This is a genomic window from Pseudomonas sp. Z1-14 (assembly GCF_051132005.1).
In the GTDB taxonomy this organism is placed as follows: Bacteria; Pseudomonadota; Gammaproteobacteria; order Pseudomonadales; family Pseudomonadaceae; genus Aquipseudomonas.
In genome coordinates, this window is the sequence record NZ_CP071646.1 from 3,684,594 (window position 1) to 3,707,520 (window position 22,927).

General features: G+C 57.9%; 27 protein-coding genes. 25 read left to right on the top strand and 2 right to left on the bottom strand.

What is annotated here, in order from left to right; all coding sequences use genetic code 11:
- Positions 1-5 precede the first annotated feature (5 nt).
- From J3P89_RS16440 to J3P89_RS16455, 4 genes are all read left to right on the top strand, one after another.
- Positions 6-761: a PFL_4669 family integrating conjugative element protein gene (locus J3P89_RS16440; RefSeq protein ID WP_434694927.1), complete on the top strand. Its 756-nt coding sequence runs from the start codon at positions 6-8 to the stop codon at positions 759-761.
- Complete coding sequence (locus tag J3P89_RS16445; RefSeq protein ID WP_434694928.1) at positions 758-1,276, top strand: DUF3158 family protein; 519 nt, start codon at positions 758-760, stop codon at positions 1,274-1,276. The genes J3P89_RS16440 and J3P89_RS16445 overlap by 4 nt, the downstream gene beginning before the upstream one ends.
- Positions 1,273-1,728, top strand: coding sequence for a single-stranded DNA-binding protein (locus J3P89_RS16450; RefSeq protein ID WP_434694929.1), 456 nt, complete (start codon positions 1,273-1,275; stop codon positions 1,726-1,728). Before J3P89_RS16445 ends, J3P89_RS16450 begins: the two co-directional genes overlap by 4 nt.
- 236 nt (positions 1,729-1,964) lie before the next feature.
- Complete coding sequence (locus J3P89_RS16455) at positions 1,965-3,932, top strand: DNA topoisomerase III (RefSeq protein ID WP_434694930.1); 1,968 nt, start codon at positions 1,965-1,967, stop codon at positions 3,930-3,932.
- A gap of 46 nt (positions 3,933-3,978) precedes the next feature.
- Here the strand turns inward: J3P89_RS16455 and J3P89_RS16460 are convergent, their stop codons facing one another.
- The gene (locus J3P89_RS16460) at positions 3,979-4,236 is read right to left on the bottom strand and encodes a hypothetical protein (RefSeq protein ID WP_054070096.1); all 258 of its coding nucleotides are present in this window, start codon (positions 4,234-4,236) and stop codon (positions 3,979-3,981) included.
- A gap of 209 nt (positions 4,237-4,445) precedes the next feature.
- Here J3P89_RS16460 and J3P89_RS16465 point away from each other — a divergent pair, with 209 nt between their 5' ends.
- From J3P89_RS16465 to J3P89_RS16520, 12 genes are all read left to right on the top strand, one after another.
- On the top strand, positions 4,446-4,787 hold the full coding sequence (locus J3P89_RS16465; RefSeq protein WP_434694931.1) for a helix-turn-helix domain-containing protein: 342 nt from the start codon (positions 4,446-4,448) through the stop codon (positions 4,785-4,787).
- An 869-nt stretch (positions 4,788-5,656) separates the two neighbouring features.
- Positions 5,657-6,238, top strand: a complete 582-nt coding sequence (locus J3P89_RS16470; RefSeq protein ID WP_434694932.1) for an STY4534 family ICE replication protein — start codon at positions 5,657-5,659, stop codon at positions 6,236-6,238.
- A 70-nt stretch (positions 6,239-6,308) separates the two neighbouring features.
- Positions 6,309-6,566: a hypothetical protein gene (locus tag J3P89_RS16475; RefSeq protein ID WP_434694933.1), complete on the top strand. Its 258-nt coding sequence runs from the start codon at positions 6,309-6,311 to the stop codon at positions 6,564-6,566.
- Between the two features lie 100 nt (positions 6,567-6,666).
- Positions 6,667-7,161 carry a RadC family protein gene (radC, locus tag J3P89_RS16480; protein ID WP_054070099.1) on the top strand — a complete coding sequence of 165 codons (495 nt, stop codon included), beginning with the start codon at positions 6,667-6,669 and terminating at the stop codon, positions 7,159-7,161.
- Positions 7,162-7,215: 54 nt separating this feature from the next.
- Complete coding sequence (locus J3P89_RS16485; RefSeq protein ID WP_434694934.1) at positions 7,216-7,962, top strand: ABC transporter substrate-binding protein; 747 nt, start codon at positions 7,216-7,218, stop codon at positions 7,960-7,962.
- 106 nt (positions 7,963-8,068) lie between these two features.
- The gene (locus tag J3P89_RS16490) at positions 8,069-8,611 is read left to right on the top strand and encodes a PilL N-terminal domain-containing protein (RefSeq protein WP_434694935.1); all 543 of its coding nucleotides are present in this window, start codon (positions 8,069-8,071) and stop codon (positions 8,609-8,611) included.
- Positions 8,608-9,279, top strand: a complete 672-nt coding sequence (locus J3P89_RS16495) for a chemotaxis protein (protein WP_434694936.1) — start codon at positions 8,608-8,610, stop codon at positions 9,277-9,279. The genes J3P89_RS16490 and J3P89_RS16495 overlap by 4 nt, the downstream gene beginning before the upstream one ends.
- Before the next feature lie 9 nt (positions 9,280-9,288).
- The gene (locus J3P89_RS16500) at positions 9,289-10,008 is read left to right on the top strand and encodes a TIGR03759 family integrating conjugative element protein (RefSeq protein ID WP_054070103.1); all 720 of its coding nucleotides are present in this window, start codon (positions 9,289-9,291) and stop codon (positions 10,006-10,008) included.
- Positions 9,990-10,538 carry a lytic transglycosylase gene (locus J3P89_RS16505; protein WP_434694937.1) on the top strand — a complete coding sequence of 183 codons (549 nt, stop codon included), beginning with the start codon at positions 9,990-9,992 and terminating at the stop codon, positions 10,536-10,538. Before J3P89_RS16500 ends, J3P89_RS16505 begins: the two co-directional genes overlap by 19 nt.
- A complete protein-coding gene (locus J3P89_RS16510) occupies positions 10,535-11,050 on the top strand; it encodes an integrating conjugative element protein (protein ID WP_434694938.1) in 516 nt (171 codons plus the stop codon). The genes J3P89_RS16505 and J3P89_RS16510 overlap by 4 nt, the downstream gene beginning before the upstream one ends.
- A gap of 9 nt (positions 11,051-11,059) precedes the next feature.
- Positions 11,060-13,165, top strand: coding sequence for a type IV conjugative transfer system coupling protein TraD (gene traD / locus J3P89_RS16515; RefSeq protein ID WP_434694939.1), 2,106 nt, complete (start codon positions 11,060-11,062; stop codon positions 13,163-13,165).
- Positions 13,166-13,255: 90 nt separating this feature from the next.
- Positions 13,256-13,987, top strand: a complete 732-nt coding sequence (locus J3P89_RS16520) for a TIGR03747 family integrating conjugative element membrane protein (protein WP_434694940.1) — start codon at positions 13,256-13,258, stop codon at positions 13,985-13,987.
- 78 nt (positions 13,988-14,065) lie between these two features.
- On the opposite strand, the gene J3P89_RS16525 is transcribed toward J3P89_RS16520, so the two are convergent.
- Positions 14,066-15,232 carry a hypothetical protein gene (locus tag J3P89_RS16525; protein ID WP_434694941.1) on the bottom strand — a complete coding sequence of 389 codons (1,167 nt, stop codon included), beginning with the start codon at positions 15,230-15,232 and terminating at the stop codon, positions 14,066-14,068.
- Here J3P89_RS16525 and J3P89_RS16530 point away from each other — a divergent pair.
- Genes J3P89_RS16530 through J3P89_RS16570 form a run of 9 tightly spaced genes read left to right on the top strand, consistent with a single transcriptional unit; the run spans position 15,227 to position 22,904 of the window.
- Positions 15,227-15,778: an RAQPRD family integrative conjugative element protein gene (locus J3P89_RS16530; protein WP_434694942.1), complete on the top strand. Its 552-nt coding sequence runs from the start codon at positions 15,227-15,229 to the stop codon at positions 15,776-15,778. The genes J3P89_RS16525 and J3P89_RS16530 overlap by 6 nt on opposite strands.
- Complete coding sequence (locus tag J3P89_RS16535) at positions 15,775-16,014, top strand: TIGR03758 family integrating conjugative element protein (protein ID WP_434694943.1); 240 nt, start codon at positions 15,775-15,777, stop codon at positions 16,012-16,014. Before J3P89_RS16530 ends, J3P89_RS16535 begins: the two co-directional genes overlap by 4 nt.
- A gap of 17 nt (positions 16,015-16,031) precedes the next feature.
- Positions 16,032-16,403, top strand: coding sequence for a TIGR03745 family integrating conjugative element membrane protein (locus J3P89_RS16540; RefSeq protein ID WP_060738069.1), 372 nt, complete (start codon positions 16,032-16,034; stop codon positions 16,401-16,403).
- Positions 16,404-16,410: 7 nt separating this feature from the next.
- The gene (locus tag J3P89_RS16545) at positions 16,411-16,824 is read left to right on the top strand and encodes a TIGR03750 family conjugal transfer protein (protein ID WP_434694944.1); all 414 of its coding nucleotides are present in this window, start codon (positions 16,411-16,413) and stop codon (positions 16,822-16,824) included.
- Positions 16,821-17,462 carry a PFL_4703 family integrating conjugative element protein gene (locus J3P89_RS16550; RefSeq protein WP_434694945.1) on the top strand — a complete coding sequence of 214 codons (642 nt, stop codon included), beginning with the start codon at positions 16,821-16,823 and terminating at the stop codon, positions 17,460-17,462. The genes J3P89_RS16545 and J3P89_RS16550 overlap by 4 nt, the downstream gene beginning before the upstream one ends.
- Complete coding sequence (locus J3P89_RS16555) at positions 17,459-18,271, top strand: TIGR03749 family integrating conjugative element protein (RefSeq protein WP_434694946.1); 813 nt, start codon at positions 17,459-17,461, stop codon at positions 18,269-18,271. Before J3P89_RS16550 ends, J3P89_RS16555 begins: the two co-directional genes overlap by 4 nt.
- Entirely contained in the window at positions 18,261-19,778 is a 1,518-nt protein-coding gene (locus tag J3P89_RS16560; protein WP_434698012.1) for a TIGR03752 family integrating conjugative element protein, read from the top strand. The genes J3P89_RS16555 and J3P89_RS16560 overlap by 11 nt, the downstream gene beginning before the upstream one ends.
- The gene (locus tag J3P89_RS16565; RefSeq protein WP_213624593.1) at positions 19,741-20,157 is read left to right on the top strand and encodes a TIGR03751 family conjugal transfer lipoprotein; all 417 of its coding nucleotides are present in this window, start codon (positions 19,741-19,743) and stop codon (positions 20,155-20,157) included. The genes J3P89_RS16560 and J3P89_RS16565 overlap by 38 nt, the downstream gene beginning before the upstream one ends.
- On the top strand, positions 20,157-22,904 hold the full coding sequence (locus J3P89_RS16570; RefSeq protein WP_434694947.1) for a conjugative transfer ATPase: 2,748 nt from the start codon (positions 20,157-20,159) through the stop codon (positions 22,902-22,904). Before J3P89_RS16565 ends, J3P89_RS16570 begins: the two co-directional genes overlap by 1 nt.
- Positions 22,905-22,927: the final 23 nt, after the last annotated feature.

A 22,927-nucleotide genomic window follows, 5' to 3' on the forward strand; every position in this document is an offset into this window, starting at 1 on the left:
ACACCGTGGCCGATCACTATCAGCTCAACCTGGGCTCATTACGCAGCAGCATCACCCTGACACTGCATACCCACCACGCCGCCCGAATCTGGCAAGGTCGAACCGCACGCGAAGGAGTCCACTCGATCATGGGCATGGCGGGCTACATCAGCGTCACTAATCTGATCAAACAAGCCGCAGCGCAGGACGATCCTTATGCCGACTGGGCGATCGTGCAGCTCGAAGAAAAACTAATACAGGCCAAAGCTGGGATGCTGGAACTGACTCAGCAGCTGGACCGGATCAGGCAGGACCTGCCGACGCAGATAGACATGAGCGACAATCTCAACATCCATCCCGTTACTTTGCCATTGTACATCGGCAGCCAGCTGGGCTTCCTCGCCGTCTACCTGCTGACTGACTACGACACCTTGGTGCGGCATACCCTGTTGGCCCATCACACCGCCTTGATCGGTCGCCGAGACATGGAAGCCTGGATCGACGACGGTGCCCATTTGCTGCGTAGCCTGTTCGGCCAGGCCCAGCGCTATCGGCATGCTGGCGTCACCCGTGATGACATGGCAGCGAACAACGCTCGTGCTCTGGCGGCAATCGAGAGAATGGGTTTGCCCCCTACGGACATCCTTGAAGGGCATCGCCGCTCCCAGTTCTCACCACCCATCATTCGTCGTGGTGCTGTGGCAGTGGATGGCGCTGACGCGTTGGCAGAGGAAGCAGTAGAACCGTCTGCGACAGTCGATGAGCCGGAGGACGAAGTATGAGGCCCCTAATCCCGACTCAACCAATGCCCCTCGAAACACTCACACCGGATGCCTATCGACAGCTCGAACACGCTGCCTCCCTAAAAGGCCTTTTAAAAACTTTTAAGGGTAAGGGGGAACTGGACTACCTGGCGCAGGTGGCGAGGGAAACCGAGGCGCAGTTATGCCGCCTGATGGAGGCTGTGGCGCAGCAGGCCGGACAAACGCCTTACTCGTTGCTGGATATTCGATTGGTGCTTCAGAACACCAGTGCGACCAGCACCTTTTTGCGATGGCGCACCCGCGACTTCGCCCGTATGGGCGTTGCGGTCTGGGAACGCCAAGTCTCCAACAAGGCTTTGCCTCAAGCCGTACGCGAGGGATTGCACCGTTTCGAATGCGAACGCATTGCACTGAACTTGCAGATGAGCGTGGTGCATTCGCTCTCCCGTCAGGCTTCAACCTGCGCGATCAAAATGGCCAGCGCCGAACGGCTGCTGCGCCAGTCCGCACCAGCAGCGGAGATCTCACGATGAGTACTTTTTTCGTCGGCGAAGGCAACATCGGCAGTGCGCCAGAGTTCCAGGAATTCCCGTCAGGCAATGACGAGCCACGGCGTCTGCTGCGCCTGAATGTGTACTTCGACAACCCCGTGCCACGCGATGGCAGCTACGAAGATCGAGGCGGCTATTGGGCGCCGGTCGAGCTGTGGCACCGCGAGGCTGAACACTGGAGCACGCTGTACCAGAAAGGCATGCGCGTGTTGGTAGAGGGCCGCACCGTGCGCGATGAGTGGGAGGACAGTGAAGACAATGCGCGGGTGACCTTCAAGATCGAGGCGCGTCGAGTCGGGATCCTGCCTCATCGCGTGCAGAACGTGGCCATGCGGGAGCGCTCAAGTGAATCAGCCTCGGCTGCGGCTCCCGTCGGGCAGGCTACAGACCAGGCCAACTCGCCTGCGTCGAATTCCAAAAAGCGCAAAGGGTAGCCACCATCGGCATGACTGACTTGAGGCATAAAAATTGCGCCTTTGCGCGAAGTTCCTGGCCTGTTATTACTCGCTGCTCGTGAAGCACTGTCGTCCACGTGACTACAAGGTAGTGGCCTCATCCCAATCAAGACTGCCCTCTCCAACTAATATGAGGAACCCGCCATTCGGGTTTCTAATAGCTCGCCACTGCTGTTTCCCACAACGCTGCTCGGAACTCAACCCGGAGCAGTTCTATGCGTCTCTTTCTCTGCGAGAAACCCTCCCAAGGTCGTGACATCGCCAAGGTCCTCGGAGCCAGCCGACGTGGCGATGGTTGCTTGATAGGACGTGAGACAACCGTCACCTGGTGTATCGGTCACCTGCTGGAAACGGCCCCACCTGAAGCCTATGGCGATCAGTACAAAACCTGGTCGTTGGATCATCTACCGATCATTCCCGCGCGGTGGAGGGTTGAGGTCAAACCCAAGACTGTCGCGCAGTTCAAAGTCATCAAACAGCTGCTCAGCCAATCTACCACCGTCGTCATCGCCACCGACGCCGATCGCGAAGGTGAGATGATTGCCCGCGAGTTACTAGAGCTCTGCAACTATCGTGGCTCTGTTGAGCGCCTGTGGTTATCCGCACTCAACGAGGCGTCGATTCGCAAAGCACTGTCCTCGCTGAAGTCTAGTCAGGAGACCTTCCCGCTCTATCACTCAGCCCTCGCCCGCAGCCGCGCCGATTGGCTGATTGGTATGAACCTCAGTCGTTTGTTTACCCTCCTAGGACGGCGGGCGGGCTATGATGGCGTACTGTCGGTTGGACGCGTCCAAACGCCCACTTTGCGCTTAGTGGTTGAACGAGACCGCGCGATTGCCAGCTTCGTTTCTGTGCCGTATTGGGTGGTGGATGTGCACCTGTCTTCAATGGGGCAACCCTTTATCGCGTCGTGGATACCGCCCAGCTCAGGACGTGACGAAGCCGGTCGCTGCCTGCAGCAGGCGCTTGCCAGCCAGACCGTCCAAGCGATTTTTAGCAGCAAGACCGCCACCGTAGTCTCGCTGCAGACTGAGCATTTGCGTGAAGCGCCACCCCTGCCCTTCGACCTGAGCACACTGCAAGAAGTTTGTTCATGCAAGTTGGGACTCGGCGCTCAGGAAACCCTGAACATCGCCCAAGCCTTATATGAAACTCACAAAGCCACCAGCTATCCGCGCAGTGATTGCCGCTATTTGCAAGAGAGCATGTTCAACGAGGTCGCCGCGGTATTCGCTGCCCTGCTCAAAATGGATCCCGCGTTACGCCCCACGCTCGGAAGCGTCGATCGATCATTGCGCTCACGAGCATGGAACGATGCCAAGATCACCGCGCACCACGCCATTATCCCCACCACCGAGCCGGCGAGCCTTGGGCGAATGTCTGAACAAGAACGCCAAGTCTACGAACTGATTCGTAGCTACTACCTCGCGCAGTTTCTGCCGCCTCACGAATTTGATCGAACTCAGGTTGAACTGGAGTGTGGCGAAGAACGGTTAACCGCTGTTGGCAAACAGATCCTCTTCCAAGGCTGGAAAGGCTTGCTCTCCGACAACGCCGAAGACGATGAACCCGGTCAAAAGACCCAGGTATTGCCTGACCTACAACAGGGTACACAGTGCGCAGTGGACGACGTCGAACTCAAGTCCATGCGCACCACTGCGCCCAAACCGCTCACCGAGGGCGATCTGATCAAGGCGATGAAAAACGTCGCCAAGCTGGTCAACGACCCGCGCCTTAAACAGAAACTTCGGGATACCACCGGTATCGGCACGGAAGCCACACGTGCCGGTATCATTAAGGGGTTGATTGATCGCGGTTATTTGTTGAAGAAAAAACGAGCTTTGATGGCCTCCGCAGCGGCCCATACCCTGATCGAGGCGGTACCCGCTGCAGTCGCGGATCCGGGTATGACAGCGATCTGGGAGCAGGCTCTGGATGAAATCGAAGCGGGACGGCTGTCCTTGGATGCATTCGTCGCCAAGCAGGCGAACTGGATTACGCAGTTGGTCGAGCACTCCGGAGCGCTCACCTTGTCGGTACCGGTCGAAGCCGGACCGCACTGCCCCATTTGCAACGCCTCAATGCTTAGGCGGAAGGGAAAATCAGGACCGTTTTGGTCATGCTCCCACTACCCGAACTGCAAAGGCACTGTACCGATCAGCAAAGGGCCGCGTCGGCCATGACGCACCGTTGGTGATCACATGAATCTTTGGGGGGCTGATGTACGGGTCAGTGCATCATCAACGGCAGTTGATCCTTCTCCAAGTCGCTTAGCGGTTGTCCGATTTCACGGGCCAACGCGATGCCTGTCGCGATCCATATCTGCCCCAGTTCGTTGAACGCTTTCAGGTGAGCAGGATCTTCGTTGAGCCAATGAACAAGGCTGTCGAAGTGTGCGGGGTTACCAGGGCAATCATGGATCTTAATGAACAGCTCCAGTGTTCGATCCCAGATCAAGTCCATGTCGTTCTCGCGCTGCTCATCCATGCTCAACCTTTCCTCCGTTTGGTCCTATCAGACCGCTCAGTCTCACTGGTCACTACGGGCTCTGATTCCTGAAGGAACACATGTCACGTCGCGACAAACAGGTATTTCAGTCAATATAACAACCCTATAAGTCGATACTCAACCGTTAAGGATGTTCATGTCAACGGGTCTTTGCTCAACCATTCGGGTTGAATTGGAGAACTCATCACTTGGCACATAAACATCCAACCCAAGCCCAAATCGGACGCATGATCGCGAAGCACCGCACCCAGCGTAATCTGACCCAGGAAGAGGTGGCTGAACGACTGGGAATCGGCAGCGAAGCCATTTCGCGCCTTGAGCGGGGTGTGGTGGAGCTTTCCGTGGTCAAGCTGATGCAACTGGCAGACATCTTCGACTGCCGGATGGATGAACTGCTGACGGAGTCGAGCACTCGCCCCAACGACCAGGGCCAGATGATCGCGGGCCTGCTGAGCGGCCTTCAAGAACGCGACCGTGTCTTTATCCTGACGACCGTCGAACAGCTGGCCGCTCATCTCAGTAGCAAATAACCTCTCAGCACACTGGCTTGACGTCGTCACATCCGCTCTGCTGTAGTGCCTCAGGATCATCGCTAAGGCGACCCAAGACCGATTCGCTCCGGGTAGCTCGGTCGGACTCCCTGAGTTCGGAGCCTTCTCTTCTGCGGAATTTCATTCCCGCTTTGTGCTCGACCGGATCAATGTGGCGGATGTCCACTGTTGCTTCTGCCAGGCAGCAGCGGTCATCCGCTACCGCGATCGCATTCAATCCCGGAGTCCGCCGGGGAAATACTGGGCACCCTTTGTGCGCGGATGCGTGCCAGCGTATTCCGACCCAGGCCACGATAAGGGTCGGTTGGCGAATCATGACCCGGTTAAATCAAGTTTTGCGAGGAGCTTGTCGACTGCGTCAGACCGCCTAAGGTGGCTTTTCTATTCCTCGCCTGGCCCCTAGCCAGGCCCATTCTTCACTTTCTTCAGTCCAGTAATTTCCACTGTATTCCGGCCATAAAAAAACGGCTTGGGGCGTCTTGACGCTCCCCTATGACAGGCTTATACAAAAGGTGTGGTTCGCTGTCGTTGACAGCCCAGCCCAGGTAGCTTGAACCTTCAAGGCTACGCCACGCTCGTGGTGGTTTACCCAAGTGCGATCAGCATTCGGAGGCTCGCACGATCACCGCGTCAGCGGTGATGAATGCCCACTACCCCAGATCCGCAGACCACTACTGCGGATCCTCTTCTGCTGCATCGCTATTCCCCAGGCGCACCGTTCTGTTCGTCATCGGCTTGCCGGTGACGAGTCGTTCATCGCTCGCCTTCACCTTACCCACCCTGACGGGGCTCACTTCCCCCTCAGGGGGCTGTGCGTCGCCGTTTTCCCTTGAAACAGGAGAACCACCATGGCCCACACCAACCAATCCCAAGAAGCGACCACTTACTTCAATCTGCACACCGTCGGTATCGGCTACCTCAACCGTGTTCGTGAAGTACAAGTCCGCCGCGGCCAGCCGTTCATGGCCTGCGATATCGCAGCCCTGCACGGTGCCACCGATGCAGTCGAGTACACCCGCTTCGACTGCAAAGTCGCTGGAGGCGAAGCTGAACGCTTGATTCGTCTCTATATGGACGCCGTCAAAGCCGAGAAAAAGGTCTTGCTGTCGTTCCGTATCGGCGACCTGTGGTTTGACCCATTTCTCTATGAGAAAGGCGATAAACAAGGCCAGCCGGGCGCCAGCCTGAAAGGTCGTCTGCTGTACATCGACTGGATCAAGGTCAACGGCATGTTCGAATACAAAGCGCCTGCCAGGCAGGAGGCAACAGCACCTGCTGAGCAAGCGCCAAACAGTGAGCCATCCCCAACGTCGACTGATGCCGAAGCTGAGGATACCGACACCCCAACAGAATCCAGGATTGAGCCTGAATCTCCACCCACTCCCCGCACGTCACGCCGTGTTGCCACACGCACTGTTCAGTCCGCCTGAACGATTCATGACGTTTACATCAAGGCGCTCAATCGAGCGCCTTTTCTTCAGTCAGCACAGGAGAACCGATATGGAATCCTTCTGGCTTTGCGACGATTGCCTGTTCGCTGCGGCTTACGAGGACTACAGCACGTTATCGCTCTACTACACGACAGATGAGATCGCGAAACGCATTGTCGACCTCCATCTTGGGCTGGTTCGGCTAATGCCCATCAGTGCCGACTTCGATCCCGAAACTTGCCGCGGAATAAGACCCTTCTCCCCATTGCCCTGCGATGGTTGTGATTCACACCTGCACGGACAACGCCACCGATTCACTCGGCTGTAAACAGCGCGTCATAGGGCAATGCCCGTGACTCTATATCCACCTCGGGGAAACCACTCCCCTCGGGTGTGTACCCCCGGATTGTTCCCTTCGGAGGTACCTCATGAACACCCAGCTCATCCTAATTGAAGCCTCGGATGTCGAGGCAGATCGTATCGCCCAGGAAAACCAGCTGATCGACGAAGCGCTGCACATTTTGGATCGTCGGCTGTTCACCCGCGGCCCCAGCCTGACGTCACCTGACGCCGTGGCTTCATATCTAAAACTGCATGTTGCCCCCCAAGAACATGAGGTTTTCGGTGTGATTTTTCTCGATGCCCGCCATCGCGCTCTGGCATTCGAAATCCTCTTTCACGGAAGCATCGATGGCGCCAGTGTCCACCCGCGCCAAGTCGTCAAGCGCTCCCTAGCACATAACGCGGCAGCTGCTATTGTCGTTCACAACCACCCCTCCGGTTGCACGGAACCCAGCCTGGCGGATCGCGCCTTGACCGCACGGTTGAAAGAGGCCTTGGACTTGATCGAAGTGCACTTATTGGATCACTTCATCGTCGGTGAAGGTCGTCCTCTCTCTCTTGCCGAGCATGGCTGGCTTTAACCCCCCCAAAGGCGTCTTCGGACGCCTTATTCATTTCCCTTCTGGAGAATCCTCATGAACCCAACACCCCAACCCTTAGCTCTGCCGGAAACCTCGAATCCATTTGCTCGCGGCTACAACAAACTGCATATCGAACGACTGCTACAGATCACTTACGCAAATGACTGCCCTCCCTGCTTTCGCCCCGTACACGACGCACAAGCCCATCTGCCCGATGATGCGTTAGAACTGTTTCCCTGCCTGTTCAATGACGACGTGGCTCTGATCAGCGAGGGTCAGTCCATTCCGGATGAATTGGATGAACGCTTCCAGTCCACCGGGCTGGTGCGGCAAGTGACCTATGCCGTGACTGGCGAAATGCTCAACGAGCGACATCATGTCGGAGACCTGTACTCCCTGGAAGAAGCCCAAGCCATGATCCATCGCTTGAACTTCGACACAGGACACTACAGTCGAGCCTGGGAAATCAGTACCGCACACCTCACTGACGAAGCACTGCGCCACTTGGAAATCCGGGTTGGCAATTTCGACTCCAAGCCAACCGGACTGCTGTTTGAACCCTTTGCCCTGCCAGACTGCAATGGCGTCGGATGTAAGCTGATCGGAACGCCCTGGACCGACGATAACTTGGTGAAGATCGAGGGCAATCCTTACTCGTCGCTGAGGCAAGAGCAGCTCGACGCCGGTACGCCGGAGGCCTTGGTCAACGTACTGTATCTGGCGGCATTGGCGGATGTGAGGTTGTTGATCTTCGACCCCGACGCTGCCGTCTTGGATGGGCTAGCCATTTTTGATGAGTAGCAATGCCTTCAGCGTTAATACGACTCGCCTTGAGTCAACTTTCTCACTGATTGGCTCCTTCACCTCATGTCAGGTTCTGCACTGAATCTGACATGAGGTTTTTTCCATGGAGCGTTTTTTCACGCCTGTCTGCCTGGTGGGCTTGCTGAGTGCTTGCACTGCGCAAATCCCAACCCCATTGCCGACTAATCCAGAGATTGACGGTGGCTCCAATCGGCCCCAGTTATCGAGGAACCCGGCCGACGAAAGCCATCCGTCAGAGCTCCGCTATGGCCGCTATACGCGGGTCAGCACCGAGACCACCACAGAACAACGTGATCTTCTCGCTCAAATCATTGACGTGAGCATTCCGTCCCACCTGAATCCCTCGGTACAGGAGGCGATGCACTACGTGCTGCAGCGCTCGGGTTATTCGCTCTGCACTTCTGCCGAACCAGTAAAGATACTTTTCACCCGGCCTCTGCCCGCAGCCCATTACCGGCTCGGCCCGATCCCATTACGTAGCGCACTGCAGGTACTGGCTGGCCCCGCCTGGCAACTCACGACCGATGAGGTCAGCCGTTCGGTCTGCTTCGAACGGGAGAAAAATGACGCTGGCACCGTGCAGATCACACCAATCTCGTCCCATCAGTCGGAGGCACGCCCATGAAAGCCCCGACGTTTCAAACCCTCATTGTCGGCTCACTTTGCCTGGCGGTCTCCGGGCTGAGTGGTGGTTTGTATAACCAGTATCAACGCGTGACCGAGCTGGAAAATGCGAACACCCAACGCCTACAGGCCCTGGGCACCCTGCAACGTGATTCAACCACTCTCATGGATGCACAGGAAAAGCTGCAGTACGCACTGAAAGACCTGAAGCAGATGGTCGATACCGGTGAACAACAGGCCAATACCCTCGATCCGATGTTGGATCAATGGGCGCAAGAGATACAGGAGCTACGCGACGGCCTGGCAGACCGTGCCACCGAAGCCGACATGATCGCGCTACGCGCACGACTTGAGCACGTTGAGCAGCAACTCTTGGCCCCCAAGACCCAGCTATCACTCCCAGCACCGACGCCCTCCTCGGACGAGCCGAAAAAAGCCTCTCGCCCAAAACCTGCCCCGCTCTCGCCGCCATTCTCAGTGTTGGGTGTCGAATCTCGCGGTGGCGAGCGCTTTCTGGCCGTCTCACCTCCTGATAGTCGCTCGCTCAAGGATATCCGGTTGCTGCACAACGGCGAGCAGCTCGGCGCCTGGCAGCTGAAGGTGCTAGAGCCGAACGCGGCCATCTTCACGGTGCCCACTCAGCCAGACCAGACCGTGCAACTCCCTTGAGAGGCGATCATGAGCCGAGCGCTACTGTCTCCCGTCGTCTGTCTCGTTTCATTGCTTAGCACGGGCGCAGCGATGGGCAACCCTGTCACGACACCCTCGCGGGCCCAGGACACACAGTCCACTCCGCTGGGGCGCTCGCACTCTGAACAGGCGGCAAGCTGGGGGCTCACGGAGCAGGAGTGGACACGCTTCGAACAGATCCAAGCCGGCCCGCGTGGTTTCTGGAGCCCGAACCTCGATCCACTGACTGCGCTCGGCGTCGAGGCAGAGACCGACCAAGAGCGCCAGCGCTATGCCGAATTGCAGGTGGCGTTGGAAGCCAAACGCGCCGAGCGCGAGTTGGCTTACCAAAACGCTTACACCGCGGCTTGGGCCAAGCTGTTTCCTGGGCTGTTGCCGATTCAGGGTATGGCATCCCCGCCCACCGCTAGCTCACCGGTAGAGCCGCGCCGAGCTTTGTTTGTCGAGGACCATTGCCTAGCGTGCACCGCCGAAGCGCAGCGTCTGCAAAGCAGCGACATGGCTTTCGATATCTATCTGGTGGGCAGCCAGGGCAAGGATGAACGTGTCCGTAGCTGGGCTCGTCAAGCAGACATCGATCCGGCCAAGGTTCAACGCCGGCAGATCACCCTGAACCATGACCGTGGTCGCTGGTTCAGCCTGGGTGCCCCAGAACCATTACCCGTCAATCTCCAGCAGGTGAATGGACAATGGCAACGCCTCGACTGAGCGGTATTGCACTCATGCTGACGGTGCTCGCCGTCCAGGCTGACGAACTTCCGCCTCCGGCCTACCAACTGGCGGCGCATGACGCCGACATCCCTTCTACGGTGCTGTTCGCGATTGTCCTGCAGGAGAGTGGTATCCGCGTCCGGGGTCGACTGCTGCCCTGGCCGTGGACCCTGAACATCGCAGGAATACCTTACCGATTCACCACCCGAGCGGCCGCCTGTCACGCCTTGCTTCAAGCACTCGCCCGGCATGACGCCAAGCGAGTTGATGTCGGTCTTGGACAAACCAACCTGGATTACCACGGACAACGTTACTCCAGCCCTTGCGAAGCCCTCGATCCCTACCGAAATCTCGCCGTGACTGCCGCGCTGTTGCAGGAGCATCACGCCGCTACCGGTGATTGGGTGTCAGCTGCCGGCCGATATCACCGCCCGGCAGGAGGAACGCCGGCCGCGCGTTACCGCGCCGGCTTTTCCCGACAACTCGCACGATTGCAGGTTTCCTTCACACAGGGCACACCACAATGAAGCGAATACCCCCTATCTGCTATTTCATCCCGCTCTTGGCTCCTTTCGCCCAGCCGGAACTGACCGTAGCCGGGGATCAGCCTAGCGACTTCACCCGCCTCCATTTTCAGGTCGCCAGGCCGCCAATAAACAACGAGATCCAGTCTAATCGGGCCATGCATGCGGACCTGTCCACTTTTGCCGATGAAGCCTGGATACTACCCGTCCGCAGCTCTCACTTGAGCCCCGGCCAAATCACGTCTCGCGCCCTGAACATGCCCGGCTTACGGCCATTTTTCCTAGTAGGTGAGGATCCCCAGTCACTGGCTTGGTTGCATCAACGCGCGACTGAACTGCAGGAAATGGGCGCGGCCGGTCTAGCGGTTGAAGTAACCGATACCGGAGCTTTGGCCCGGATTCGAGCAGCCGCCCCGGGCGTCACCATCCTGCCGGTCAACGGCAACGACATCGCCACCCGCCTACAGATTGAGCACTACCCCGCCTTGATCACCGCCACCTCGCTGGAACAGTGAGTCCAGGTCATGGCCGTGCATGCGATGGAGTCCAAGCTCCGGCCAGCGGTGGAGCTGTACACCGTAGCAATCTGCATCGCCGCCGGGGTGTTGTGCGTGTACTCGCCCTGGGCGGTGGCCCTATCACCCGAGATCGGGTTGGTTGCGGCGCTGGCCTACGCCCTGTTCGGCCTGATCCGGCTGCGACAAGCCTGGGAGGTTCTGCGCTATCGGCGCAATATCCGCCGGCTGCCTCGCTACGAGCTGACCAGCCGGCAGATTCCGGTGAGCCGCAAACGTCTGTTCATGGGCCGCGGCTTTCGCTGGACCCGCTTGCACACCCAGCGCTTGGTCGAGGCCCAGGATCCGGCCGTCGCTCACTACGTCGACCAACCGACCCGTTACCGCCTGGCACGTGGACTCGAACGTCGCCTAGAACATGCACCATTTCCGCTCTCGACACTGGCCCGTGTCACGGCCTGGGACAGCGCCTTTAATCCGTTGCGCCCTTTACCCCCAGTCGGTGGCTCACCGCTGTTGCATGGGGTTGAGCCCGACGAAACGGAAGTCAGTCTGCCGCTGGGTGAACGAGTCGGGCATACCCTCGTGCTGGGCACGACCCGTGTTGGCAAGACGCGGCTCGCCGAGGTGTACATCACCCAAGACATCCATCGCGTTGAACACGAGGTGGTGATCGTCTTCGATCCGAAGGGCGATGCCGATTTGCTCAAACGCATGTACGTAGAAGCCAAACGCGCCGGTCGGGAGAAGGAGTTTTATGTCTTCCATCTGGGCTGGCCGGAGATCTCCGCCCGCTACAACGCGGTGGGACGTTTCGGTCGTATCTCGGAAGTGGCGTCGCGCATTGCCGGGCAGCTCAGCGGCGAGGGAAACTCCGCGGCTTTCCGTGAGTTCGCCTGGCGCTTCGTCAATATCATTGCTCGGGCTTTAATCGAGTTGGGCCGACGTCCGGACTACCTCCAAATCCAGCGACATGTGGTCAATATCGACGCGTTGTTCATCGAATACGCGCAACAGTTTTTCGCCAAGACCGATCCGAAAGCGTGGGAAGTGATTGTCCAGCTTGAAGGCAAGCTGACTGAAAAGAATATTCCCCGGCATATGGTCGGGCGCGAAAAGCGCGTGGTGGCCGTCGAGCAGTACCTGGCGGTTAAACGGGTATTTGATCCGGTACTGGACGGATTGCGTTCGGCGGTACGCTACGACCGTACTTACTTCGACAAAATCGTGGCTTCGCTACTGCCGCTGCTGGAGAAACTCACCACCGGCAAGACCGCTCAGTTACTGGCGCCCAACTACACCGATTTAGATGACCCGCGGCCGATCTTCGACTGGATGCAGATCATCCGTAAACGCGGCATCGTTTACATCGGCCTGGATGCACTGACCGATGCCGAGGTGGCTGCCGCCGTCGGCAACTCCATGTTCGCCGACTTGGTCTCGGTCGCGGGCCACATCTACAAACATGGGATTGACCATGGCCTGCCCCAATCGGGCAGCACCGGTGACAAGCTGCCGATCAACCTGCACGCTGATGAGTTTAACGAGCTGATGGGCGATGAATTCATCCCGCTGATCAACAAGGGCGGTGGCGCTGGCATCCAGGTGACGGCTTACACCCAGACCCTCAGTGATATCGAAGCGCGCACTGGTAATCGCGCCAAGGCCGGCCAGGTTATTGGTAACTTCAATACGTTGCAGATGCTCCGCGTACGCGAGACCGCCACCGCGGAGCTGCTCACACAGCAGTTGCCCAAGGTTAACGTGCTGACCAAGACCCTGGTGTCGGGTGCCACCGATACCTCCGATCCTGAAGCCAACACGGACTTCACCTCGTCCTCACAGGACCATGTCGGCAGCACCAGCGTGCCGCTGATCGAGCCCGCACACATCGTCGGTTTGCCCAAAGGGCAAATGTTTTCTTTCCAGGCCGGTGGGCAGCTCTGGAAAGTGCGCATGCCACTGCCAAAACCCTCTAACGACGATGCCATGCCCAAGGACCTACAGGAGCTTACCCAGCGAATGCGGGCCACCTACAACGAGCAGGCAGGGCAATGGTGGAGCGCAAGCGGTGGCGGCCCAACAACCAACTTCGATCTGGATCAGGTGGGATAGCCCGCCCCTGCCTCAGGTTTCGATTCAGCAGAAAACTGTCCAGAAGGCGTCGTGACGACATCAATACTGCAGCGCGCTATGGAGTGAACGATGGCGAGTTCCGTCCGGCACACGCCGCCACAACCGGTCCAGCGCTCGGGGTTAATCATCTCGGCGATCGCCTTAATCCTGCGCATCATCGGATTGCTGATCGCCTCGTTGCTGTTCTCGATCTTCATAGAGTTCGCCGGCCTGCTGCTCTTCTGGGGCGATCAGGGCTGGCGACACAGCCAGGCCATGTTGAATAGCGAAGTGGGATGGCTCAGCGAGCACTTCCAAGCTTCACTCATCATCCAACAGCCTGGACAGACGATTGTCCAGTGGCTGGATTTTGTCAATCAGTGGCTGTTGGTCAAGACTGGCTTTGCGGATTTTGCCCGGCAGGCGCGGGTGTCGAGCCAGGGTATCGGTTTCTGGAGTTGGACCAATCAGCTGTACGTGAGCATTGAAGATTTCGTGCTGGCCGCAGTGTATGTGACATTTACCTTCACGGTGCGCCTAGCCATTCTGATCCTGGCCACCCCCTTATTTTTGCTAGCCATGTTCACTGGTTTTATCGATGGCTTGATACGCCGAGACCTGCGTAAATTTGGCGCAGGTCGGGAAAGTAGCTTTGTATACCACCGTGCAAAACGGACTTTGATACCGCTATTGATTATGCCCTGGATCATTTACCTATTATTGCCCATTACATTCAATCCAATGGCCGTTTTTATTCCCTGCGCCGTGATGCTCGGTGTAGCCACTGCCTTGACGACAACCACATTCAAAAAATACATTTAAACAACCCACCTAAAGTACAACCAAGGAACTCACAGCACTCCTACCCAAGTGAGCCGGAAAGCCAGAATGACTTGTCACTTAGCGAGCCCTCAGCTTTATAAGGAACCACCAGTTAAAAAATATTACTATCAATGCTCGCAACAACCACGAGCGCGACTTCATGTTACCCTCTCCTATTATTGACAATGACGCTGTTGCGGCCTTGCCGCCAGCAAGAAAAGAAACAATACAAAAGAGGAAATATTTTAGATTTTCGTGCTCGCGACTCAGTTTAACTTTATCGACTAACTTTCCAAGCTTGTCATAAAGTTTAGCTACACGCTCCCCATGGGCAGTCAATGGAATGTAATCTTTGCTACCAAACTCCTGACTACTTATCATTAGATGGGAAGGCGTTTCACGGCACGCGTCACTGCCGTTGTGAGTACAAAAATAAGCATTTATCCTAGCGATATCATTGGGACCTGGTAATGATTGCAGCCACGAATCTCCGTATCGCCTCAATTCTGGCTCATCCCCGACGCTATTTAACGATAATGTCGAATACACATTGATAGCGGACTTGCAGACTGCATTTTCGGCCGCTGAAAAAGAGGTGTCGGTTAGACAACTTCCCTTCAAGCTTTGATACCGATCTTTATAAAAGAGCAAATAATCCCCTAGCAATTTATTAGTATCAACCATTTGATCGCGATCAAATCTTGCTTGAGAGTCAACCACCAAATACATACATCCCACCAGGCTTAACATACACCACAGATGGTCATAGCCATGCTTAAACTTCGGGCTTTTGAATAAATTTGCGACAATTAAAACAATCGACCACCCCAAGACGAACGCAATTAAGAAATTTATCCCGCTACTCCAAAAACCCCCTATATAGCCCGCCCCCAGATTAAAGCTTTCAGGAATAAGCAACCACCAACTCGGCGAGAACCCAGCCAATGATAAAACCCCAGGAAAAAACACGACCAACAAACCCAACAGGCCCGGCTTATGCCCTAGAACATAAGCACCTCTGACAAATATAAAGCCCATCAAAACCAAGAGCATGAAAAAAAACGTAGAAATTATTTTAACGCCCGCAACGGGACTAAGATTCAATAACGGGTACGGTATACCTGGCTCGTATATGCCATTAAAATAACCAAACCACCCAATCCCTTCTAGGTTCTGCGCCACCCCATAAGAGGCAATGAAAGATATCCAATAATATGGTTTTATAAACAGATAAACCCATTGCATAAAAACTTCTCCCTAAAAACCAACTTCATGTTCAAAAGCGAGGAGGTAACACCTTGGCACAACCCTATCGTCGGCGTATGTGAACCGCGCAAATCACGAACATCCAAGAGGTCAATCGCCCTCAAAATCGATTGTCTCTGCTTCAGTTTTCCTAGGGATTTAGCTAGTCATTTTCACAATCCTGCACGTGAGAATCCAGAGCCAATCGCCATGCTTACTCCCTTCATCCCCCGCCCTCTGATTTCCATATTGTTGGTGGCGTGCAGCTGCGCCAACGCGACACCCAGTCAAGAACCGGTTGAGATGGAGCTCATCCAAAAACAGCTTGAGGTTACCGAGCACCTCGCGAATCGCGCAAATACAAACAATACTCTAGGCACGTCCACACGATATCGCTTCGACTATCCCCGCCTAATTCAAGACATCCAGCGCATCCGCCTCGGTGTGCAGGATTATCTTTCCCCTTCTCGCGCTCAACCCCGCGATCCCGCCGAACTCGTCGGCGATTACCGCCTCGACACCACGCTAACGGAGCCGTCGCCATGAGCATGACTGACGATCAGAACTCAGCGTTCCAAAACGCATCCGGTTTCTCACCGCAGAGCAGTTCGACGCTGTGGCTGTCCATGGTTCTCATTCTGGCTTTCCTGTGGTGTGCCTGGGTGATGTGGACGGCTTACCGGGGTTGGGCGGCAGGCAGTGTGCGATTCGGTGCCTTCGGCGGCAGCGCCGCGCGCGTCTTGCTCGCCCTACTCGTACTGATGTTCTTCACCCTGTCCTAATCCAGGAGATCGCCGCCATGCTCAAGTGCCTTGCCCCCCTGAAAAACAACCTGCGTGATCGTGCCAGTCAGCGCTTGATTGGACTGCTGCTGGTGCTCGGTCCAAGTCTCGCTTTTGCCGAGCTTCCCACCATGGAAGCCCCTTCACGTGGTGAAGGTTCTGGGTTGATCGAGACGATCAAAAACTACGCCTACGACGGCGGCATTCTCCTCGGCCTGCTGATCGCTCTGCTCGCTTTCCTCGGCGTAGCTTGGCACTCGCTGACCGTCTATGCCGACGTACAGAACCAGCGCAAGACCTGGAAGGACTTGGGTGCGGTGGTCGGCATTGGAGCGCTGCTGGTGGTTATCATCATCTGGTTCCTGACCAAGGCAGCCGCGATTCTGTGAGGTCGACATGAACGACACTATCGAACGCCTTGCCGACGGCACCTTGGTCTTTCTGCCTGAGCGACTCAATCGTGATCCCGCCGTGCTGCGCGGCTTGACCAATGATGAGATGTGGGTAGCGCTCGGTGTCGGCGCAGTCATTGGCCTGGTGCTGGGTGTTCCTCTGGCGATTGCCACTTCCTCCATTGCCGTGGCGCCGACCAGCATGATCGGAGGCATGGCGGTGGTGTTATTGGCCGGTGGGACGCTACTGCGTCGGGCTAAACGCGCCCGTCCCGAGACCTGGTTGTACCGCAAGCTCGAATGGATACTGGCCAGCCGTTGGCGCCTGGGCTGCGGGGGTTTGATACTCCACTCCGGCGCCTGGACGGTTCGCCGTTCGCATCGACTGCACCCTGCCCTGTCCCGGTGGCAGCCATGAGCCGCTTTCGAAACAAGGTGGATGCCCAACAGGCCCACATTTTCAGCCTACGTCTGGCGGTAATGATCCTTGCCCTGGTCTGTGCCGGGCTTTGGTATGGCTGGCGCTCGGCACCGACCGAGCTGACCGTGCATGTCCCCCCAGATCTGCGCTCGGGCAGCACCCGCAAATGGTGGGATGTCCCCTCAGAGAATGTCTATGCCTTTGCGCTGTACATCTTTGGCCAACTCAACCGCTGGCCCTCGGACGGCGAACAGGATTACCGCCGCGCTATCTACAGCTTGCAGTCCTACCTGACACCCGCCTGCAAAGCCTTCCTCGACGGCGACTACGAGTACCGCAAGGCCGGCGGCGAACTGCGCCAGCGGGTGCGTGGTGTCTACGAAATTCTGGGCCGAGGCTATAGCGAAGATCCGGAACTCCGGGTCAAGCAACTCGATCGCGACAGCTGGCTGGTCACCCTCGACCTCAACGCCGATGAGTATTACGCCGCCGAACCGGTGAAACGGGTGGTGGTACGTTATCCATTGCGCGTGGTGCGTTTTGACCTGGATCCCGAACGCAACAAGTGGGGACTGGCGCTGGATTGTTATCAGGGCACACCGCAAAAAATTTCCCTGCCTGGAGGTGAGCCATGACGCGGATTTCTACCCTGGGGATCATCATCGCACTGATGCTATGGGGAGTTGCAGCGCAGGCCGTCGAGCTGATGCACTGGGAACGTCTTCCCCTTGCGGTCCCGCTGGTTATCAATCACGAGCGAGTGGTCTTTGTCGATGAGGCTGTTCGAGTCGGCGTGCCCTCAACCCTGACGGGCAAGCTGCGCATTCAATCAACCGGCGGCACGCTATACCTGCGCGCATCGGAAGCCATTGCACCGACCCGACTGCAACTGCAATCGGTCACGACGGGCGAGATTATCCTCCTGGATATCGCGGCCACTCCCGGCGATCAACCGCTGGAGCCCGTACGTATTCTCAAGAATGCTCAGGTGCAAGCTACCGCGGCTGAACCCAGCACCGCCTCTGTTCCAGAACGTACGCCGATCCCGGTCGCTTTGACGCGCTACGCCGCGCAAAGCCTGTACGCGCCGCTGCGCACCGTAGAATCCCTACCCGGCGTAAGCCGCGTCCCGCTCAAGCTGCGCACCGAACTGCCAACCCTGCTGCCGACCGAAAACGTGTCCAGCACACCCATCGCCGTATGGCGACTCGGTGATTACTGGGTGACGGCGGTGAAGTTGCGCAATCGTGGTTCAAAGACGGTGCAACTCGATCCACGCCGGCTTCAGGCCAAGTTGTTCGCCGCGTCCTTCCAGCATGCTTTCCTCGGGCCTGTCGGCAGCCCTGAAGACACCACAATTGTCTACCTCGTCACCCACGGTGCCGGCCTCGAACGCGCCGTGCTGCTTCCGCCCCTTGCGCGAGGTGCTGACGATGAAAGCTAACGCCTTGCTCAAATGGCTGGTACCGGCTGTGCTGTTAGGCGTGGTGTTCATCATCCTGAAAACTTGGGTCGCGGGTGGTACCTCGCCTTCGTCAGAAAGTCCGGCTGCTCAGGGCAACCTCCAGTTATCCGCCGAGCAGGCCAAGTCGCTCGGTATTGCGGGTGATACCCCACGCGACACGGTTGCCACCTTGGTCGGCCAGGTAAAGGCCATGCGCAGCGACATGCTCGGCCTGAAAAAACACAACGATTCGCTGCAGACGGAGAACAACCGCCTTCGTGAGCGGGAAAATAGTATCGATTCGCGCATCCAGACCGCGCTTGGCAGCGTAACCCAACAGGTCGACGAAGGCCGCCGACAAGCCAACGAGGCCCGACTCAAAGCGGAACAAGACAGTCGCCAGGCTCGTGGTCTGCTGACGCAATTGCAGGAACAACTGTCGGGGCTGACCGGCAAAGGCAAGGATATGCCGATTGGATTGGGGCTTGAACCGGGCGACGGGGCGCAGTTCGAAGGGCAGCACTCAGCCGATGATGCGCTGCAGTGGATTGAGCCCTCGGATGCTATTGCCACAGACGCCCAGGGCAAAGCCAAGACCGCGTCCGCCCTGAGTCTGCCTACTGCGTTCAACTCACTGGAGGGTTCGAAGGACAATGCCATCGACCGCAGCCAGAAGCAGTTACGCGAGGCCACCAAGGGTGAACGTGACCAGACACAATCCGCTGATCGTACCGAAGGCGCGAAGCCGATCTACACCATCCCCGAAAACGCAACATTGATAGGTTCAGTTGCCATGACCGCGCTGATCGGTCGGGTCCCGGTGGACGGCACCGTGAATGATCCCTATCCCTTCAAGGTACTGGTTGGTCCGGAGAACCTGACGGCCAACGGCGTCGATCTGCCGGATGTCGCGGGTGCAGTGATGAGCGGCACAGCGTCCGGTGACTGGACGCTGTCCTGCGTTCGTGGGCAAGTCGAGTCGATCACTTTCGTGTTCACAGACGGCACCATCCGCACGGTGCCTCAGCCGAAGACGGTAGCCAGCCGCAATGCCTCCACCACCCAGAGCTCGAACACAGACAAGATTCGTGGCGGACTCGGTTACCTGTCCGATCCGTATGGCATTCCTTGCATTGCCGGTGAGCGCCGCTCAAACGCTCAACAGTACTTCGGCAGCCAGAGCTTGATCACTGCCGCCGGCGCCGGTGTCGCCGCCTTGCTCGGGGATGAGCAGAACAACAGCAGCGTGATCAGTTCGGGCGGCAGTACGCTCGGAGTCACCAGCAGCAGTGGCAATAGCGCGCTGAATTCAATTCTCAGTGGCGGGGTCAGCGACATCCGAGAGTGGATCAACAAGCTCTATGGCGAAGCCTTTGCCGCCGTGTACGTGCCACCGGCAGCACAGGTCGCCCTGCACCTCGATCATGAGATCACCATCGACTACGAGCCCAAGGGCCGGAGCGTTCGCCATGAAAAAGACCAAGCTTCACTGCCTGACCTGGATTAGCGTGCTCTGCTGGGTGCTGGCGGGGTGCTCCACCGACAAGGACACGCTGTTGCCCCATGGCGAGCAAACCATGCTGGACATCTGGAATGGCGCCGGTTCGCAAGGCACTCAGCAGCAACTGCTGGAGGCTCGGCAGCAGCTACGCCGCCCGCTGGCTCAGGCGGATTTCTCCGCGCCTCTCCAGGAACCGTATACGCGCACCGCAGCGAACGAGATCCGCAACCTGTTCCCTCGCCTGCCCAATCCCGATCTGGTGCTGTACGTGTATCCGCACCTGAGTGGTACCGAGCAGGCACCGATTCCCGGTTACTCGACCGTCTTTCCGTTTTACCAACGGGTGCAGTACGCATTGCCGGGTGAACGTCAGGAAGACTTGTAGTGCGTACCGACGATTCGGGCAACCGCACTTCGGCGTGGAAAGCCTGGCGCCACCCAGCGCGCCCTCGTGCGACCTTGGCCGATGACGCTGCACTGTATGCACACAGCCCCAGCTTCACCGATCATCTGCCTTGGGTCGAATACCTCGAGACCGAGCAGTGCTTTCTGTTGGATGACAATTGCTCGGTGGGTGCGGTGTTCGAGTTACTGCCCATCGGCACCGAAGGGCGTGAACCCGACTGGCTGATGGCAGCGCGCGATGCTCTTGAAGATGCCATGCAGGATAGCTTTGACGAGCTGGATCAAGCGCCGTGGGTGGCGCAGTTTTTCTGCCAGGACGACAACGACTTCACCCCCTACCTGACCCGGCTCACCGATTATATTCAAGACAGCGCGCGAGGCACGGTCTTCACCGAGACATTTTTGGAACTCAGTCGTTGCCATTTGAAGACCATCGCCAAGCCCGGCGGGCTGTTCGAGGATAAGGTGATGACACGCCTACCCTGGCGTGGCAATAACCGCCGGGTGCGCCTGGTGATCTATCGCTGGCTTGAGTCTGGCGCCGAGGAGACGGGACTCACCCCGGTGCAATCCCTGCAGCAGGCTTGCGAACGTATTGCGGCTTCGTTGCAGGCGTGCGGCGTGCAATCGGCACGCGTTGATGGCCGCGGTTTGTATGCATGGTTATTGCCCTGGTTCAACCCGGCGCCCAGGCTCACCGATGAAGCGCCCGAGGACTTTTACCAACGTATTGGCTATCCGGAGCCTGCTGATGGCGAGTCGCTGGAATTGCCCTTCGATCACGACTTCGCCGAACGGTTGTTCTTCAACGAACCGTGCTCGGATGTGCAACGGGGACTCTGGTACTTCGATGGGCAACCCCATCGGGTCATGGTGGTGGACAAACTGCGACGGGCACCGTCGATTGGTCAACTCACCGGAGAAACCCGTAAGGGTGATGCAGTCAATGCCCTGTTCGACCAGTTACCCGAAGGCACGGTGATGAGTATGACCTTGGTGGTCAAGCCGCAGGATGTGCTCGAAGACCAGTTAAACCGATTGGCGCGCAAAGCCATCGGTGAAAACCTGGCCTCGACCCAGACCCGTCAGGATGTCGAAGAGGCTCGTGCGATCATCGGTCGCCAGCACAAGCTGTACCGCGGCACCCTGGCGTTCTACGTGCGCGGTCACGATGAACAGCAACTGCACCAGCGCTCGGTCAGCCTGGCCAACGCGCTGTTGGGCGCGGGGCTGCAACCGGTACGTGAAGGCGATGAAGTTGCCGCCTGCAACAGCTACCTGCGTTGGTTACCGATGGCCTATAACCCGGCCCGCGACACACGCAACTGGTACACCCGCCTAATGTTCGTCCAGCACCTGGCGAACCTCGTTCCGGTGTGGGGCCGAAGCACCGGCACCGGCCACCCGGGCATCACCCTGTTCAACCGCGGCGGCTCGCCATTGAGCTTCGACCCATTGTCACGCCTGGACCGGGCCATGAACGGCCATCTGCTGTTATTCGGCCCGACCGGCGCCGGTAAGTCGGCCACCCTGGTCACCCTGCTGATGCAGGTCATGGCGGTGTACCGCCCTCGCCTGTTCATCGTTGAGGCCGGTAACTCATTCGGTTTACAGGGCGACTACTTCGCAACGCAAGGCCTGTCGATCAACAAGGTCCAATTGAAACCTGGTACCGCGGTCAGCCTCGCCCCGTTCGCCGATGCCTGGCGCCTGGTCGAGCAGCCGGATCAGGTGGCGAGTCTATCGATCGATGAGTGGGACGATGAGGTGGTAACCAGTCGCGAAGACCAGCGCGATGTTCTCGGCGAACTGGAAATCACCGCCCGCCTGATGATCACCGGCGGCGAAGCCAAGGAAGAAGCGCGCCTGAGTCGAGCCGATCGCAGCTTGATCCGCGAGTGCATCCTAGATGCAGCACAGACCTGTGTCGCAGCGGAGCGCCGGGTACTGACCCGCGATGTGCGCGACGCGTTGCTGCGCGTCGCCGCCGACCCGCACTTGCCAGAGAAACGTCGCGAGCGTGCCCAGGAAATGGGCGAGTCCATGGACCTGTTTTGCCAGGGTTTCGAGGGTGAACTGTTCGATCGTGAAGGCACGCCTTGGCCCGAGAGCGATGTGACCATTGTCGATCTGGCCACCTACGCTCGCGAAGGCTACGAGGCACAGATGTCCATCAGCTACATCAGCCTGATGAACACCGTGAATAACCTTGCCGAACGAGACCAGTACCTGGGCCGACCGATCATCATGGTCACCGACGAGGGCCATATCATCACCAAGAACCCGCTGCTGGCACCCTTCGTGGTCAAGGGCACGAAGATGTGGCGCAAGCTCGGCGCGTGGTTCTGGCTGGCGACGCAAAACCTTGCCGACTTCCCCACCGCCGCGCAGACCATGCTCAACATGATCGAATGGTGGATTTGCTTGAACATGCCGCCCGCGGAAATCGAAGAAATCGCACGGTTCAAGAAACTCACGCCGGCACAGAAAGCCTTGCTGCTCTCCGCCAGTAAGGAGCCGGGGAAATACACTGAGGGGGTCGTGCTATCGAAGAAGCTCGAGACGCTGTTTCGGGCCGTGCCGCCAAGTCTTTATCTCGCCCTGGCCATGACGGAGCCCGAGGAAAAAGCAGAACGCTGGACACTGATGCAGAGCACCGGCTGCTCGGAACTGGAGGCGGCTTACCGGGTAGCTGAACGGATCGATAGGATGCGAGGAATTAAGTGAAACGGAGCTGATCCTAGGTTTCG

What these genes read in the sequence shown, in the direction of transcription:
- J3P89_RS16505 (WP_434694937.1), top strand. Translation starts at nt 9,990, where the DNA reads ATGGCAACGCCTCGACTGAGCGGTATTGCACTCATGCTGACGGTGCTC.
- J3P89_RS16485 (WP_434694934.1), top strand. Translation starts at nt 7,216, where the DNA reads ATGAACCCAACACCCCAACCCTTAGCTCTGCCGGAAACCTCGAATCCA.
- J3P89_RS16545 (WP_434694944.1), top strand. Translation starts at nt 16,411, where the DNA reads ATGAACGACACTATCGAACGCCTTGCCGACGGCACCTTGGTCTTTCTG.
- J3P89_RS16565 (WP_213624593.1), top strand. Translation starts at nt 19,741, where the DNA reads ATGAAAAAGACCAAGCTTCACTGCCTGACCTGGATTAGCGTGCTCTGC.
- J3P89_RS16525 (WP_434694941.1), bottom strand. Translation starts at nt 15,232, where the DNA reads ATGCAATGGGTTTATCTGTTTATAAAACCATATTATTGGATATCTTTC.
- J3P89_RS16510 (WP_434694938.1), top strand. Translation starts at nt 10,535, where the DNA reads ATGAAGCGAATACCCCCTATCTGCTATTTCATCCCGCTCTTGGCTCCT.
- J3P89_RS16455 (WP_434694930.1), top strand. Translation starts at nt 1,965, where the DNA reads ATGCGTCTCTTTCTCTGCGAGAAACCCTCCCAAGGTCGTGACATCGCC.
- J3P89_RS16490 (WP_434694935.1), top strand. Translation starts at nt 8,069, where the DNA reads ATGGAGCGTTTTTTCACGCCTGTCTGCCTGGTGGGCTTGCTGAGTGCT.
- traD (WP_434694939.1), top strand. Translation starts at nt 11,060, where the DNA reads ATGGCCGTGCATGCGATGGAGTCCAAGCTCCGGCCAGCGGTGGAGCTG.
- J3P89_RS16500 (WP_054070103.1), top strand. Translation starts at nt 9,289, where the DNA reads ATGAGCCGAGCGCTACTGTCTCCCGTCGTCTGTCTCGTTTCATTGCTT.
- J3P89_RS16450 (WP_434694929.1), top strand. Translation starts at nt 1,273, where the DNA reads ATGAGTACTTTTTTCGTCGGCGAAGGCAACATCGGCAGTGCGCCAGAG.
- J3P89_RS16535 (WP_434694943.1), top strand. Translation starts at nt 15,775, where the DNA reads ATGAGCATGACTGACGATCAGAACTCAGCGTTCCAAAACGCATCCGGT.
- J3P89_RS16475 (WP_434694933.1), top strand. Translation starts at nt 6,309, where the DNA reads ATGGAATCCTTCTGGCTTTGCGACGATTGCCTGTTCGCTGCGGCTTAC.
- J3P89_RS16460 (WP_054070096.1), bottom strand. Translation starts at nt 4,236, where the DNA reads ATGGATGAGCAGCGCGAGAACGACATGGACTTGATCTGGGATCGAACA.
- J3P89_RS16550 (WP_434694945.1), top strand. Translation starts at nt 16,821, where the DNA reads ATGAGCCGCTTTCGAAACAAGGTGGATGCCCAACAGGCCCACATTTTC.
- J3P89_RS16520 (WP_434694940.1), top strand. Translation starts at nt 13,256, where the DNA reads ATGGCGAGTTCCGTCCGGCACACGCCGCCACAACCGGTCCAGCGCTCG.
- J3P89_RS16560 (WP_434698012.1), top strand. Translation starts at nt 18,261, where the DNA reads ATGAAAGCTAACGCCTTGCTCAAATGGCTGGTACCGGCTGTGCTGTTA.
- J3P89_RS16470 (WP_434694932.1), top strand. Translation starts at nt 5,657, where the DNA reads ATGGCCCACACCAACCAATCCCAAGAAGCGACCACTTACTTCAATCTG.
- J3P89_RS16555 (WP_434694946.1), top strand. Translation starts at nt 17,459, where the DNA reads ATGACGCGGATTTCTACCCTGGGGATCATCATCGCACTGATGCTATGG.
- J3P89_RS16540 (WP_060738069.1), top strand. Translation starts at nt 16,032, where the DNA reads ATGCTCAAGTGCCTTGCCCCCCTGAAAAACAACCTGCGTGATCGTGCC.
- radC (WP_054070099.1), top strand. Translation starts at nt 6,667, where the DNA reads ATGAACACCCAGCTCATCCTAATTGAAGCCTCGGATGTCGAGGCAGAT.
- J3P89_RS16495 (WP_434694936.1), top strand. Translation starts at nt 8,608, where the DNA reads ATGAAAGCCCCGACGTTTCAAACCCTCATTGTCGGCTCACTTTGCCTG.
- J3P89_RS16445 (WP_434694928.1), top strand. Translation starts at nt 758, where the DNA reads ATGAGGCCCCTAATCCCGACTCAACCAATGCCCCTCGAAACACTCACA.